Annotated in this window: 12 protein-coding genes; 8 read left to right on the top strand and 4 right to left on the bottom strand. The window is 49.1% G+C overall.

The window, feature by feature from the left end:
* The first annotated feature begins 16 nt into the window (after positions 1-16).
* Together DES35_RS01985 and DES35_RS01980 are read left to right on the top strand one after the other, a co-directional pair.
* Positions 17-865: a UDP-2,3-diacylglucosamine diphosphatase gene (locus DES35_RS01985; RefSeq protein WP_037360887.1), complete on the top strand. Its 849-nt coding sequence runs from the start codon at positions 17-19 to the stop codon at positions 863-865.
* On the top strand, positions 862-1,908 hold the full coding sequence (locus tag DES35_RS01980; RefSeq protein WP_114365652.1) for a glycosyltransferase family protein: 1,047 nt from the start codon (positions 862-864) through the stop codon (positions 1,906-1,908). The genes DES35_RS01985 and DES35_RS01980 overlap by 4 nt, the downstream gene beginning before the upstream one ends.
* 2 nt (positions 1,909-1,910) lie before the next feature.
* Here DES35_RS01980 and rimO read toward each other — a convergent pair whose 3' ends face one another.
* The 4 genes from rimO to obgE are packed head-to-tail and all read right to left on the bottom strand — an operon-like array spanning position 1,911 to position 5,474.
* Positions 1,911-3,221: a 30S ribosomal protein S12 methylthiotransferase RimO gene (gene rimO / locus DES35_RS01975; RefSeq protein WP_114365651.1), complete on the bottom strand. Its 1,311-nt coding sequence runs from the start codon at positions 3,219-3,221 to the stop codon at positions 1,911-1,913.
* Positions 3,202-3,912 (bottom strand): tRNA (guanosine(37)-N1)-methyltransferase TrmD, encoded by a 711-nt coding sequence (gene trmD, locus DES35_RS01970; RefSeq protein WP_037360878.1) that lies wholly within the window; start codon positions 3,910-3,912, stop codon positions 3,202-3,204. Before trmD ends, rimO begins: the two co-directional genes overlap by 20 nt.
* 7 nt (positions 3,913-3,919) lie before the next feature.
* The gene (locus DES35_RS01965; RefSeq protein ID WP_037360875.1) at positions 3,920-4,489 is read right to left on the bottom strand and encodes a phosphatase PAP2 family protein; all 570 of its coding nucleotides are present in this window, start codon (positions 4,487-4,489) and stop codon (positions 3,920-3,922) included.
* Positions 4,482-5,474, bottom strand: a complete 993-nt coding sequence (obgE, locus tag DES35_RS01960) for a GTPase ObgE (RefSeq protein ID WP_037360869.1) — start codon at positions 5,472-5,474, stop codon at positions 4,482-4,484. The genes DES35_RS01965 and obgE overlap by 8 nt, the downstream gene beginning before the upstream one ends.
* Before the next feature lie 387 nt (positions 5,475-5,861).
* Here obgE and DES35_RS01955 point away from each other — a divergent pair, with 387 nt between their 5' ends.
* From DES35_RS01955 to DES35_RS01925, 6 genes are all read left to right on the top strand, one after another.
* Positions 5,862-8,015, top strand: a complete 2,154-nt coding sequence (locus DES35_RS01955) for a S46 family peptidase (RefSeq protein WP_037360866.1) — start codon at positions 5,862-5,864, stop codon at positions 8,013-8,015.
* 113 nt (positions 8,016-8,128) lie between these two features.
* Entirely contained in the window at positions 8,129-9,361 is a 1,233-nt protein-coding gene (locus DES35_RS01950) for an aminotransferase class V-fold PLP-dependent enzyme (RefSeq protein WP_037360863.1), read from the top strand.
* Positions 9,362-9,486: 125 nt separating this feature from the next.
* Complete coding sequence (locus DES35_RS01945; RefSeq protein ID WP_114365650.1) at positions 9,487-10,344, top strand: phosphoenolpyruvate carboxylase; 858 nt, start codon at positions 9,487-9,489, stop codon at positions 10,342-10,344.
* Positions 10,345-10,356: 12 nt separating this feature from the next.
* A complete protein-coding gene (locus DES35_RS01940; RefSeq protein ID WP_114365649.1) occupies positions 10,357-12,042 on the top strand; it encodes a phosphoenolpyruvate carboxylase in 1,686 nt (561 codons plus the stop codon).
* Positions 12,043-12,099: 57 nt separating this feature from the next.
* Positions 12,100-14,271 carry a S46 family peptidase gene (locus DES35_RS01935; RefSeq protein ID WP_114365648.1) on the top strand — a complete coding sequence of 724 codons (2,172 nt, stop codon included), beginning with the start codon at positions 12,100-12,102 and terminating at the stop codon, positions 14,269-14,271.
* Between the two features lie 481 nt (positions 14,272-14,752).
* Entirely contained in the window at positions 14,753-15,742 is a 990-nt protein-coding gene (locus DES35_RS01925; protein WP_114365647.1) for a UDP-glucuronic acid decarboxylase family protein, read from the top strand.
* Positions 15,743-15,759 lie beyond the last annotated feature (17 nt).

Genomic DNA, 15,759 nt, shown 5'->3' with positions numbered 1-15,759 from the left:
TTGCAAAAACACGCCATTGGAAAAACGAAGAGAAGTCAGTCTGGTAGTACTATCGGATGTACATCTGGGTACCTATGGTTGCCGGGCAAAGGAGTTGCATAAATATCTGAAAAGCATAAGGCCTCAAATACTAGTGCTGAATGGTGACATCATCGATATCTGGAATTTCAGAAAGAGTTATTTCCCGGCCTCACACCTGAAAGTAATCAAGCAGGTAATAAATCTCATGAGCAAAGGAACAAATGTGTACTACCTCACAGGCAACCACGATGAAATGTTGAGAAAATTCAGTGAGTTTTCCATGGGAAACTTCACATTGGCCGACAAACTGGTGATTGACCTGGACGGTGGCAGGAAAGCCTGGATCTTTCACGGTGATGTCTTTGATGCAAGCATTCAAAATGCCAAGTGGCTGGCCAAACTCGGAGGTTGGGGCTATGATGTATTGATTATGATCAACAGCCTTGTAAATTACCTGCTGGAAAAAATGGGAAGGGAAAAATATTCGCTCTCTAAAAAAATCAAAAACAGCGTGAAAAAAGCCGTAAAATACATTACGGACTTTGAGCGAACAGCAGCTGAACTGGCTATAGACAATGGTATGGACTATGTAATCTGCGGGCATATTCATCAGCCTCAGATGAGAGAAGTGATCAACAAGAAAGGAAAAACCATATACCTCAATTCAGGCGACTGGGTAGAAAATCTCACTTCTCTTGAATATCGCGAGGGTGAGTGGCATATCTTCAGATTTGAGGAAGAATTTTGCGAGGAAGAAAATTCCACAGATGAGCCAGACCTTGATCCCATAGACCTGGACAGGCTCTGGTTGAGAATTGCAGCCTTTCAACCAGAAGTTCGATGAAGCGGATTCTCTATGCCATCCAAGGCACAGGCAACGGCCACATGGCCAGAGCACTGGTGCTCCTGCCTCTTTTGAAAAAATATTTTAAAGTAGATGTGCTCATCAGCGGAAGACAAAGCAATCTGTCACCGCCCTTTGAGATTCAGTTCAGGTGCTCGGGGCTAAGCTTTGTATATGATAAATCGGGCGGCCTGAGTTATTCAAAGACACTGCTGGAAAATAATTTAGGGAAGATTGTCAGAGAAATTAAAAGTCTGCCGGTCCATCAATATGATTTGATCATCAACGACTTTGAACCCATTAGTGCCTATGCAGCAAAGTTAAGAGGTGTGCCATCCCTGGCTTTCAGTCATCAAGCATCTTTTTTAAGCAAGAACACTCCAAGACCTTCGAGGAAAAGTCTGGTAGGCGAATTTATTTTGAAGCATTACGCACCCTGCAGCCATTCGATAGGACTTCACTTTCGCAGATATGAAAAGTGGATTTTGCCTCCTGTCATCAGGCCGGAGATTTTAGAATCAAATCCTGTTGATTCGGGCGAGTTTGTAGTGTATTTACCTGCTTACGGCGACTCTGTTTTATGGAAAATACTTTCAAAAATTGATGCCCCCTTCAGAGTCTTTTCAAAATATGCGGCTTTTTGGTACAAAAAGGGAAATGTAACCTTTGAGCCTGCCAATGCAAAAGAGTTCAGCCGAAGGCTGATTTCATGCAGCGGTGTCATTACTGGGGCAGGTTTTGAAACGCCAGCCGAAGCTTTATACCTGAGGAAAAAGCTGCTCTGTATTCCCATAAAAGGACAATACGAACAATATTGCAATGCAGAAGCTCTCAGGCAGCTGAATGTAAAAGTGCTTGACAAACTTTCGACAAAGGCTGTACAGAATTGGCTTATAGAAGGAAGCTCTGCGGATTGGCCCGAACGAAGCATGGCTGGCCGGCTGACAGAAAAAATTCCCGACCTTATCTACTCAATCATCGACGGGCAGGGAATCGATCAAATAATCCCTTTGGAAGCAAATGTGGCAGAAAACACCTGGTAAAGCTATTCTACTATTTCTCCAATCAGGTCGTATTCAGTGCTCTCGGTGATTTTCACATTATAAAACTCACCCAGTCTCAAATACGTGTCTGATTCCATCGGTACGAGGACCTCATTGTCCACATCTGGGGAGTCAAATTCGGTGCGTCCTACATAATATCCGGCCTCTGTCCGATCAAAGAGCACCTTAAAAGTTTGTCCTACTTTTGTCTGATTGAGCTCTTCGGATATTTTTTGCTGGACGGCCATAATTTCATTAGCCCTATATTGCTTTACTTCTTCCGGTACATCATCTGAAAGCTGGTGAGCATGCGTATTTTCTTCGTGAGAATACGTAAAACAACCAAGGCGGTCAAAACGGGTTTCACGCACCCAATCTTTGAGAACTTGAAAATCTTCTTCGGATTCACCGGGATATCCAACAATCAAGGTGGTACGGATGGCTATTCCGGGCACTTTTTGCCGCATAAGCGCCAGCAGGCGGTCTGTTTTTTCGCGTGTGGTGCCTCGACGCATGCTTTTCAAGATGGGGTCACTGATGTGCTGAAGTGGTATATCGACATAGTTGCAAATCTTTGGTTCTGTTGCTATTACATCCAAAACCTCTTCCGGGAACCCCGCCGGATACAGATAATGCAAGCGAATCCACTCGATCCCTTCTACCTTCACCAATTCTCTCAGTAGTCTGGCCAGCTCGCGCTTTTTGTAGAGATCAAGCCCGTAATAGGTCAGGTCCTGAGCTATGAGGATGAGCTCTTTTACCCCTTTGGCAGCCAGTTTATTGGCTTGATTTACCAGTTCTTCGATGGGAGTGCTTTTATGGCCGCCCCGCATCAGCGGTATGGCACAGAAGGAACAAGGCCTGTCACAGCCTTCAGAAATTTTTAAATAGGCATAATGGGATGGTGTAGTGAGCAGCCTCTCGCCCACAAGCTCATGTTTGTAGTCGGCACCGAGCACCTTGAGCAGGCGCGGCAGATCTCTGGTGCCAAAATATTGGTCCACTTCCGGAATTTCCTTTTCCAGATCGGGCTTATAGCGCTCGCTCAGACAGCCGGTCACATAGACTTTTTCTACCTTGCCTCTCTCTTTTAGGTCCACATAATGCAGTATCGTATCGATGCTCTCCTGCTTTGCATTGTTGATAAATCCGCAGGTATTAATCACCACAATATCACCCGCGGGTGCTTCGGCCACTACCTCTTTGCCATTGGCTCTCAATTGCCCCATCAGCACTTCGCTGTCGTAGAGATTTTTTGAGCAGCCGAGGGTTATTACATTTATGGTTTTCTTTTTAAGGCTTTTGGTTCGCATGGTCGTTTTCGATAAATTTTTTGTATAAATCTGGTCTTCTTTCTTTGGTTCTTTGAAGGGATTGGTCTAATCTCCACTGCTCAATTTTTGCCTGGTGACCGCTCAGAAGGACATCCGGAACTTTCCATCCCATAAAATCCGGCGGCCTGGTATACACCGGAGGTGCCAATAAGCCATCTTGAAACGTATCTGTCAGAGCCGAAGTCTCGTCATTGAGTACACCCGGAATGAGGCGAATGACGGCATCGGCTACGACGGCAGCTGCAAGCTCTCCACCGGAAATGACATAATCGCCAATGGAAATTTCCAGAGTGACAAGCATGTCGCGCAGCCTTTGATCGATTCCTTTGTAATGACCGCAAATCATCATCAAATTTTCCTGTAGTGACAGCCGATTGGCCATCGGTTGGTCGAAGCGCTTACCATCAGGGGTCATGTAGATGATTTCGTCGTAATGGCGCTCTTCTTTGAGATGCTGAACAACATTGTAAATGGGTTCTATCATCATTACCATTCCGGCTCCACCACCATACTGATAGTCATCCACCTGCTGGTGCCGGCCAAGGCCCCATGGCCTCAGGTCGTGCACTACCACCTGAGCCAAACCTCTTTCCTGTGCTCTCTTTAAAATGCTGTGGCTAAAGGGTCCTGAGAGCAATTCCGGGTGAACGGTGATGATGTCTATTCTCATCGGCAAATCACAGATTAATCAAATGCCGGCCTCTCAATCCTAAAAACAAGCCAATACTGCCACCATACACGGCACCAAAGAGTACATCGGTAGGGTAATGCACTCCAAGATACATTCGACTGTATGAAACAAATGTAGCCCACACCACTAGCAGCAAGGGTAGTAATTTGTTTCGCCTGAAGACCAGTGCCGAAAACATTCCGGCTAGCATAAAGGAATTGGCTGCGTGACTGGAAATAAAACCATAGAGACCTCCACAACCCGCTGGCAATCGCAACACTTCCTGCAACTCTTCTACATGGCAAGGCCTAAGACGCTTGATCGTGTTTTTGAACACCCATACCGAACCAGCATCACTAAGCACCAGTCCAATGGCCAAAAGCACTAGTACGCCGACAAGGCCTCTCCGGCCCGACTTTTTCCAAACCCACCATAGCAAAAAACCGTAGAGGGGCATCCAGGTCCACCTGCCAGTTACCAACAGCCAAAAGGCATCCATCCGTTCACTGCCTGTGCCGTTGATGTAGAGCAGAAGGTTTGTGTCGTTTTCAATAAACCATGTCCAGAAATCACTCATTGATCAGCTTCCACAATTTGTCTTTGAGTACGTCGAGATTCATTTGTGCCACTGAAGATATCAGCACATAATCGATATCTTTTGGAATTTTTCGATGCATGTTTTGCATACTTTGCGCATCGAGCAGGTCACACTTTGTTACGGCCAACAGCCGACGCTTGTCCAGGAGCTCGGGATTGTATTTGCGCAGTTCATTGACCAGGATTTTGTATTCTTTTGAAATGCTTTCGCTAGTTGCCGGAATCATAAAGAGCAACACACTGTTTCGCTCTATGTGACGGAGAAATCGGTGTCCAAGTCCACGACCATCAGCAGCTCCTTCAATGATCCCCGGAATATCGGCCATGACAAACGATTGAAAATCCCTGTAGGGCACAATTCCAAGATTGGGCACCAGTGTGGTGAAGGGATAATCTGCTATTTCAGGTTTTGCAGCTGTGATGGTGGCCAGAAGTGTGGATTTTCCAGCATTTGGAAATCCCACCAGCCCCACATCAGCCAGTACTTTCAATTCGAGCACTCTCCAACCCTCTTCGCCCGGCTCACCAGGCTGTGCATAACGCGGAGTCTGATTGGTCGGCGATTTAAAGTGTGTGTTTCCAAGTCCTCCTCTGCCTCCTCGCATCAGGATGTATTCCTGTCCAGGTTCTGTAAGTTCACACTCTACTTCACCGGTATCGGGGTTTTTCACTACTGTGCCTAGAGGTACTTCCACCACCACATCTTTACCCTGGCGACCCGTGCAGTTGTTGGCTGAGCCGTTTTCGCCTGCTTCAGCTTTGATGTGTTTCTGATATTTCAAGTGCAGCAAGGTCCACATTTGTGGATTGGCACGTAAGATCACATGGCCTCCTCTTCCGCCATCACCTCCGTCAGGACCGCCTTTGGGCACATACTTTGCCCTGCGGAGGTGCGCTGATCCGGCTCCGCCCTTGCCGCTGGCAAACCATATCTTTACATAGTCCACAAAGTTAGACCCTGACATAAAGTATTGAAAATCAGTTTTTAATTTTAATTGAAAAAAGGCCTGCAAATATACCCGCCGTAGCAGTTCTACAATCCTAAATCACTGATAATATGATGGCCTGAAACTCAACCTCTATCCGAACCATCGTGCCCCCTGCAGTACTAGTAATCTGGTCATTTTACTCGTGAACCTCACACCGGCTGCCCCGCTCCAATAAATTGAAAATCTAGGTATCGTCCCGTGTCAAAATTAGAGGAGAGCTTACTGTGCTTGAGTATTTTATTTGTCAATTGTGTGACTTTCCAGAAATTTTTTAATCCAAAGGACAGGCTAAAATTCACGCCATTTTTTTGACATGTGAACTTTACATTCGCACATTCGCAAATCAAAAACCCATTGTAAAGAATGAAAAAAAATCTGTTAATCCTCGGATTGGCCCTTGGGCTCATCTTTCCACCGGCACTCAAAGCCAACGAAGGCATGTGGTTTCTCATGCACATTGCCAGGCTCAACTATCGCGATATGCAAAAGTTAGGTCTGCAACTGACCGCTGAGGAAATTTATTCCATCAACAATACCAGCCTTAAAGATGCAGTCGTACAATTCAACGGAGGCTGTACAGCCGAACTCATTTCCAATGATGGTCTCCTGCTCACCAACCATCATTGCGGATATGGTGCCATTGCCGAGCTCTCCACTCCGGAAAACAACTACCTCCGTGATGGATTCTGGGCCCAAACCAGAGAACAAGAACTCAAACCCAAGTCGCTCTTTGTGAGATTTTTTATCCGCATGGACGACGTAACCGACCGAATCCTCAGCAAGGTAAACAACTTCATGACCGAACAAGAGAGAGAAAAAATCATTCGCGAAGAGTCTGCATTAATTGAAAAAGAAAACAGCGAAGGTGGCAAATACATAGTATCCGTTCGTTCATTTTATGAAGGCAACGAATTTTATTACTTTGTCTATCAAGACTATACCGATGTGCGCCTGGTAGGTACACCACCTGAAAGCATCGGAAAATTCGGAGGCGATACCGACAATTGGGAGTGGCCCCGCCACACCGGAGATTTTTCACTCTTCAGAGTTTATGCAGGCGCCGACAATCAACCGGCTGCCTACAGCAAAGCCAATGTTCCCTTCAAGCCCAAACATTATTTTCCCATATCGCTGGCCGGTTTTAAAGAAGGCGACTTTGCCATGATTTTAGGCTATCCGGGACGTACCAACCGATGGCTGCCATCAGCCGGCGTGCAGCAAAACATTTCCTACGCCTACCCGGCTTGGGTCGAAGGCTCTAAACTCGGAATGGATGTAATGAAAAAATACATGGACAAAGAAGACGCCATAAGGCTAATGTATGCCACCAAATACTCCCAAGTAGCCAACTACTGGAAAAATCGCCAGGGAATGATTGATGCACTAACCAAGCATCGCACCGTGGCTACCCGCGCCAAGCAAGAAAGAGACTTTCAACGTTGGGCCAACAGAGCTGAAAACCGGGAACTATACGGCAATGTACTGTCCGATATCCAGGCCTACTACGAAGCTACAAACCACAAGGCACGGCATGATAATTATCTGCTGACCACCCTGCGTACAGCCTCACTCGCAATCTTGCCTGTGCGGATCAAAAATTCTGTTGATGCCATGCTTAAAGCCGATGGCGACCGCAGAGCTTTGGTTAAGGACAGAATCCTTGCCACCATCGACGAGCAATATGCTTCAATGCACATGCCTTTGGAAGAGGATGTTCTGGCAGCACAATTGGCTTTATACAGTTCAAAATCAAAGCCTTACCCGATAGCTCCCTACATCGCCGACCTGAACAAAAAAGTCGGAGACAACTTCCACCCCTATATCGCCAATGCGATGAAAATCAGCATTTTCGCTTCTGCCGAAAGGCTTAAAGCTGCTATTGAACTTGAAGATCCAACGGTGATCGAAAGCGATCCGATTTACCGAATTTCCAATGCACTTTTCGAAAAATACCGAGAAGAAACTCCGGAACAAAAAGAACTGGACGCCAAATACAGAAGGGCTTTCAGATTGCTGGTAGATGGTACACGAAAAGCCAACCCTAAAAAAGCGTTTTATCCAGATGCCAACAGCACCCTGCGACTCACCTACGGCACAGTGCGTTCCCTACCAAAAGATCCCAGAAACGATGCGGCCAAAAACTATTACACCACCCTGCGCGGTACCATTGCCAAGTATAAACCCGGCGATGAAGAATTTGACCTCCCACAGCGCCTTATCGATTTATATAATGCAGGCGACTTCGGCCCTTACGCCGATAAAGCCGGGTTCATGCCTGTTAATTTCCTGACGGACAACGACATCACAGGAGGCAACTCAGGCTCTCCCGTCCTCAACGGTAAAGGTGAGCTGATCGGATGCGCCTTTGACGGAAACATTGAAGCCATGGCCGGCGATGTGATATTCGACAATAAACTTCAGCGAACCATCAATGTGGACATTCGCTATGTGCTGTTTATCATCGACAAATTTGCCAACGCCGGTCACCTGCTCGAAGAGATGGAAATCAGACGATAACTTCCAGCTTTACGTACCCCTTTTAAGACCCGGCATTCGCCGGGTTTTTTTTTAAAAAAACAAGTTCTTTTTAATCATTCTAAACTATATTTTTGTTATCGTCAAAAATGAAGATGAACACAGCTGTTTTTTCCGTAGAAGATATCCGCAGGGACTTTCCAATCCTTTCCACCAGAATACATCACAACAAGCCATTGGTATATTTTGACAATGCGGCTACATCACAAAAACCCCTTCAGGTTATTAACTCCATATCAGAATACTACAATCACTACAACAGCAACGTGCATCGCGGTGTGCACGCGTTGAGCCAATTGGCTACAGAAGCCATGGAAGCAGCTCGGGAATACATTCGCCTACATCTGAATGCCCGATTTGCTCACGAAATCCTCTTTGTACGTGGTGTGACCGAAGCAGCCAATCTGGTAGCAAACAGCTACCTCAGCACAGTGCCAAAAGACCAGCAGGTAGTCTTTTCAGCATTGGAACACCACTCCAACATAGTTCCCTGGCAACTGGCCGCAGAGCGTTACGGCCTTCATTTGAATGTAATCCCTATGAACCACGACGGCACACTCGACCTGCAGGCATATGAAGACATCCTCACAGCGCGTCCGACTGCCCTGGTAGCCGTAAATCATATCTCCAATGCTCTTGGCACCATCAATCCTGTCAGACAAATGGCCGAAATGGCCCATCGGGCAGGAGCGGTCATCTTCATAGACGGAGCACAGAGCATTCCGCACATGGAAGTCGACGTACAGGCCATAGGAGCCGATTTCTATGCCTTCTCAGGTCACAAAGCGTATGGCCCTACCGGTATTGGTATCTTGTATGGTCGGGAAGAATTGCTTGACAGTATGCCTCCCTATATGGGCGGTGGTGAAATGATCAAGACCGTCACTTACCAAAAGAGCACCTGGGCCGACCTTCCGTTTAAATTCGAAGCGGGCACCCCTGATATTGCCGGCACCATCGGCCTTAAAGAAGCCATCCGATATCTCCGGAACATCGGCCTGGAACAAATAGCAGCTTACGAAAATGAACTGCTGAGCTATGCCACCGATGCCCTTAACAACCTCGATGGCCTGCATATCTACGGACAAGCCCCCGGTAAAGCCCCTGTAATAAGCTTTATTCCTGATGGTTGCCACCCGTATGACATCGGCACCCTCCTCGACCAGCAGGGAATTGCCGTGCGCACAGGTCACCACTGCGCTCAGCCGATTATGGATTATTACGGCATTCCAGGCACAGTCAGAGCTTCATTTGCATTTTACAACACAAAGGAAGAAATTGATTATTTCATTGCCAAACTCGAACGGGCCATCCAAATGCTCCGATAGCATCCATATCAGCCAATGCTCCAACCTGCGTTCGTTCGTCATTAAATTTCCGAAAAACACCTGCACTTCCGCCTGTACTTTCAAGCAGGGTTTTTTATTTTTGGCAGAAATACACATCTGCTCTTATGAATTTTGACAATCCCTTCGACAAACATGTCACCCTAACCTACCACCTTTACAACAGTCTTTTTCTCACCATCCCATACAAAGGAATCCAAACAGCAGGCCCCTACATCCCCATATTGCACAAAAAATCTTCAGAAGGTCTTGAAAATCAAATATCTCCGGAAGAGATCATCCACAGTTTTTTCCATGACCACTACCCGGTCGCTTCCGAAAACGACAAAATCGACTTCCTCTTTCGCGTAGTCCAGTATATTGAGCGCCAGGTCGTACTCTTTGATGCCGTAGAAGACGCTGCCTTTGAAAAACTCCACGACCCCCAGGGAAAAGGCTCACTGGCCTTTCTGATCCAGGAAGCCAAAGCCGAAAATCTTCTGGAGCAACTAGGCCATGAGCTCAGCAGGTTTGGCATACGAGTAGTCCTTACGGCACATCCTACACAATTCTACCCAGGCCATATCTTGAGCATCATCACCGACATGGAGCAAGCCATACGAAAAGGCAGCCCATCCGAAGTCACCACGCTGCTGCGCCAGCTCGGACTCACCGCCATGTATAGGCGCAGCAAGCCAACACCGTTGGAAGAAGCCATCTCCCTCATCTGGTATCTGGAAAACATCTTTTACGACGTAAACGCTCAAATCCACACCTTTCTCGTGGAAAAAGTACCCAATTACACTTTTAATCCCCATCTCATCACGACAGGTTTCTGGCCCGGTGGCGATCGCGACGGAAATCCCACCGTTAATTCCAATACCACCATCGAAACTTGCAAACGCCTAAAAGAAAGTATCCTGCGCTGTTACCTGAAAGATATCCGAGCTCTGAAACGCAAGCTCACCTTTCCCGGAGTTGACTAGAAACTCAGACTAATCGAACTGCGCGTCCAATCCACCATCTATCGTCACGACGACCGCTACTACAACACCCCACAGGAGCTCTCCTCCGACCTGAAAGAAATCGCTCAAATCCTCGAGAGAGACTTTCTCTCCATTCACCGGGAAGAAGTAGATACACTCCTCCGCCAAATCGAAACCTTCGGCTTTCATTTCGCCCCCCTTGACATCCGGCAGGACTCCCGCGTACATCGCTCCTGGGCCCTCGAATACCTGGAATACAAAGGACTTAAAACCCACTACGATTCCCTCGTCACAGAGGACGAAAAAATCAACTTCTGGTGGAACACCCCTTTCAATCCCACCTCAGATGAGCTTCTCTTTCTCTCTCCCGAGATGGCCGATGCTGTCCGCCTGGTCAGAGCCATTCAGATGATAAATATTCAAAACGGGCCAAAAGCCATCGAACGCTACATCATCTCCAATACCCAAAAAGCTGAAGACCTTGCAATATTGAAATTTCTCCTCTCAGCTGCCGGACCCGATTTTTATCTGAATATTAAGCCCATACCCCTGTTTGAAACCATCAATGACCTCGAAAACTCCGTCGATACCCTTACAACACTATTTTCCAATCCAAAATACTACCATTGGATTTCCTCCCATCACCATCGGCAGACCGTGATGCTCGGCTTTAGCGATGGCACCAAGGATGGTGGATATCTCATGGCCAATATAGCCATTCACCAGGCCAAAGTCCGCCTTACATCCCTTTGCCGCCAATTTGGCATCGAGCCCATCTTCTTTGACGGTCGTGGAGGTCCCCCCGCTCGCGGAGGTGGCGATACACACCTCTACTACGCAGCACAAGGAGCCGATATTGCTTGCTCCGAAATCCAAATCACCATTCAAGGCCAAACCATATCCAGCAAATTTGGAAACCATCAAGCCGCCCGCTTCAACCTCGAACAACTCCTTACCGCCGGTATCGGACGGCATCTGTTCCGAAACAACATCCCCACCATCCAACCCGCCAACAAAGAACTCTTCTCACAACTGGCCGAAATCGCCTACCAAAAGTATCTCAACCTGAAAAATCACCCCTCATTCACCGATTATCTACTTCATGCCACCCCTTTGCCCTACTACGCAGAAACCAACATTAGCTCCAGACCCGCTAAACGAGGCCGCACCGAAAAACTCTCCCTCGACGACCTGCGCGCCATACCTTTCGTCGGCACCTGGGCACAAATGAAACAAAACGTCCCCGGCTACTACGGCTTCGGAACAGCCCTGAAACATGCCATTGACCAGGGATACCTCGACCAGCTGAAATCAGCCTTCCACCAATCAAAATTCTTCCGCGCACTGGTACTCAATAGCATGCAGTCCCTGGCCAAAACCAACTTCAAACTCACCGCCCATCTCTCCCAGGACCCTACATACGGAACCATCTGGCAAGACCTCAAAGCCGAAGCCGACCTCACCAAAGAAATGCTCCTCAAAATAACCGGTTACTCTCAACTGCTTCAGGAAGCCCCCACCAATCGAAAATCCATAGCCATACGCGAAGAGATGATTCTGCCACTGGCCGTCATCCAGCAATATGCCCTGCATAAAACCAGAACCCTACCACCCGATGACCCCACACTGCCAGCCTACAAAAAACTCATCGTACGCTGCTTCTTTGGCAATATCAACGCAGGCCGAAACAGCGCCTGACCATCCCCATTACCCCATCCTTTCCTATCATTGCACACCCTAAAATCTTCCAAACCGATGAACCTGAAGGCAAACCTCAAAACCCAACTCCTCACTCTGGCCCTGCTCATTGCTCATACCACCCGCGCAGTCGAAGGCATGTGGCTCCCTATGCTCCTTGCCCAGCTCAACGAAAGCGAAATGAAAACCCTCGGCATGCGCATCTCAGCTCACGACATCTACTCCGTCAATCAAGCCTCTCTAAAAGACGCCATCGTACAGTTTGGCGGAGGATGCACCGGAGAAATCATCTCCTCAAAAGGACTCCTCCTTACCAATCACCACTGCGGATACGGACAAATCCAATACCACAGCACCGTAGAACGCGACCTGCTCAAAAACGGCTTCTGGGCCATGTCCCAAACCGAAGAACTCAAAAACCCGGGCCTCACCGCCATGTTTGTCCGCTACATGGAAGACGTAACCAACGACATCCTCCGCGGCACTCACCAACTTCCAGCCGCCGACAAGCAACAAAAAATCCAGGAAAACATCCAGACACTCATCCGAAAAAAGAAAGCACAGGAAGGCTATGACTACATCATCAGACCCTTCTACCACGGCAATCAATACATCCTTTTTGCCACCGAAACCTATAAAGACATCCGGCTCGTAGGTGCACCCCCCTCCTCCATTGGAAAATACGGAGCCGACACCGACAACTGGGTCTGGCCCCGCCACACCGGCGACTTCGCACTCTTCCGCGTATATGCCGACCACAACAATAAACCCGCCGACATATCCGACAACAATAAACCCCTCACCCCACGCAACTTTCTGAAAATATACCTCGGCGGTGTACAACCCGGCGACTTTACCATGATTTTTGGCTTTCCCGGACGTACCAATCAATACCTGCCCTCCAACGAAATTCACAACATCGCCAACATCTACAACCCCGCCAAAATCCAAATTCGCGACACCCTCCTCTCCCTGCTCGACCGCCGGATGCGCACCAGCGACCAGGTTCGGATCCAGTACGCAGCCAAGTACGCCCGCATCGCCAACGCCTGGAAAAAGTGGATCGGCGAATCACAAGGCCTCCGCGAAACCAACGCCGTCGACCGCAGGCGAACCTTCGAAACAGAGTTTACCAACCGCCTCCGGCAAAACCCCGACCTCCTCAGCCAATATGAGCACACACTCCCGGCCCTCCAAAAAGCTTACGACGACCTCATCCCCTACCAGCTCGCCCGCGACTATTACATCGAAATCGCCATACAAGGAATCGAACTGATGAACTTCGCCCGCAACTTCATCCCCCTCATCGACCTGCCCGACACCGCCCGAATCAACCGAATCAAACAAAACAAAGACCGAATCCTCTCTACCATTGCCGACTTCACCAAAGACTTCGACCCCAACGCCGACGGAGAAGCCTTCGAACGCCTCCTCCATCTCTACCTGACCGCCAACCTGCAAATAGCCCCTGCTCCTGCCCTCACCCGCCACCAAAAACACATCCTCCGCGACCGCCAGCGCTTCCGTCAGCGCATCTACGACCGCTCTTACCTCCACACCATCCTGCAGCAGGCTCCCAACCTCACCGATGCCCAGTGGGCCACCGCACTCCGCAAGCTCGCTCGCGACCCCCTCTTTACCCTCTCCAAAGACATGTACCAGCACTTCCTCACCCACATCAACCGCCCCTATGATAGCCTCAGCCTCATCGCACAAACATTGCAAGCCGACTACATGCGCGCCCTCATGGCCACATTCCCCGACCGGCGTTTCTACCCCGACGCCAACGGCACCCTCCGCGTCAGCTACGGCCAGGTCGAAGGCATGATGCCACGCGACGGCATCCGCTACCACCACCAAACCTTCGCCGAAGGAGTCCTGCAGAAATACATCCCCGGCGATTACGAATTCGACCTGCCACAGCGCTTCATCGATCTCTATCAACAGCGCCACTTCGGCCGATATGCCGACTCCGACGGCCGCCTGCCCGTATGCTTCATCGCCAGCAACCACACCACCGGCGGCAACTCCGGCAGCCCCGCCCTCAACGCCGACGGCTACCTCATCGGACTCAACTTCGACCGCCTCTGGGAAGGCACCATGAGCGACATCAACTACGACATCACCCGCTGCCGAAACATCATGGTCGACATCCGCTACATCCTCTGGGTTACCGACATCTACGCCGGAGCCGGCTACCTGCTCGACGAGATGGACATCATCCTGTAATCCCCTGTTGCAATTCCGTTTGGGCGCCTCCCCCGGCCGCTCCCTACCGGGCGGCCGGGGGCCGGTCTGCGGCTCCTATTCCCCTTGCAGATCGGGCGTGACTCATCGGGCTGCGGTGGCTCGCTCCCGCTCCGCCTCCTCGCCCGTGAGCCACATCGCCCGCCTGCCGCGGCTCATATCCGCCTCCGCCCTGGCGCATCCGCCTCAAAAACCAGTACCCAACCCTTCTCCAACCCTCCCGGCTCACCAATCCCACCCATTCTTTACCTACTCCTAAAACCCCTTCCACGACCAATCCGCCCTAAACACCATTCACCCCCCCCATAAAAACACCCTACATACCCCATAACCTGACTGCACCCAGAATCCACATCCTCCTCACCCTCAGGCAACACTCCTCTACCCCACCGCAAAAGTTATTTTTTCCCGCAGTCAATCCATATAATCCATTGGCAGAATACCTTTACACAAAATTCAAGCGATGAACAAAAGGGTATTAATCACCGGAGCAGCCGGCTTTCTCGGTTCACACCTCTGCGACAGATTCATACAAGAAGGATATGATGTAGTAGGCATGGACAATCTGATCACAGGCGATTTGAAAAACATCGAACACCTGTTCAAATACAAAGAATTCGAATTCTATCATCACGACGTTTCAAAATTTATTCACGTTCCCGGGCCTCTGGATTACATACTGCACTTTGCCTCACCAGCCAGCCCGATCGATTACCTGAAAATACCCATCCAAACCCTGAAAGTAGGCTCCCTGGGTGTGCACAACTGTCTCGGCCTTGCTATGGCTAAAAGAGCCAGAATACTTATAGCCAGCACCTCTGAAGTCTATGGAGACCCACTCGTACACCCCCAGACCGAAGAATACTGGGGAAATGTAAATCCCATCGGGCCCAGAGGCGTATACGACGAAGCCAAGCGATTCCAGGAAGCTATGACCATGGCCTATCACACCTACCACGGTCTGGAAACCAGAATCGTCCGCATATTCAACACCTACGGCCCCCGCATGCGCCTAAACGACGGTCGCGTACTACCCGCATTCATAGGCCAGGCGCTCAGAGGCGAAGACCTTACCGTCTTTGGCGATGGCAGCCAGACCAGGTCCTTCTGTTATGTCGATGACCTGATCGAAGGCATCTATCGCCTGTTGCTCAGCGACTATCCCTATCCCGTCAACATTGGCAATCCCGATGAAATCACCATACTCGAATTTGCCGAGGAAATCATCAAACTGACAGGAACCACCCAAAAAATAGTATTTAAACCCCTGCCTAAAGACGACCCCATGCAACGAAGGCCTGACATTACGAAAGCAAAGAAAATCCTCGGATGGGAACCAAAAGTCGGCCGCGCTGAAGGGTTAAAAATCACATATGAATACTTCAAGTCCCTGCCCACAGAAGAACTTTATAAGCAGGAGCACCGCGACTTTAAACAATACATCCGTAAATAAATTAAGCCCCTTCAATA

Origin of the sequence: Schleiferia thermophila, assembly GCF_003337435.1 — a bacterium.
In the GTDB taxonomy this organism is placed as follows: domain Bacteria; phylum Bacteroidota; class Bacteroidia; order Flavobacteriales; family Schleiferiaceae; genus Schleiferia; species Schleiferia thermophila.
This window is presented reverse-complemented; position numbering and strand designations above follow the sequence as displayed.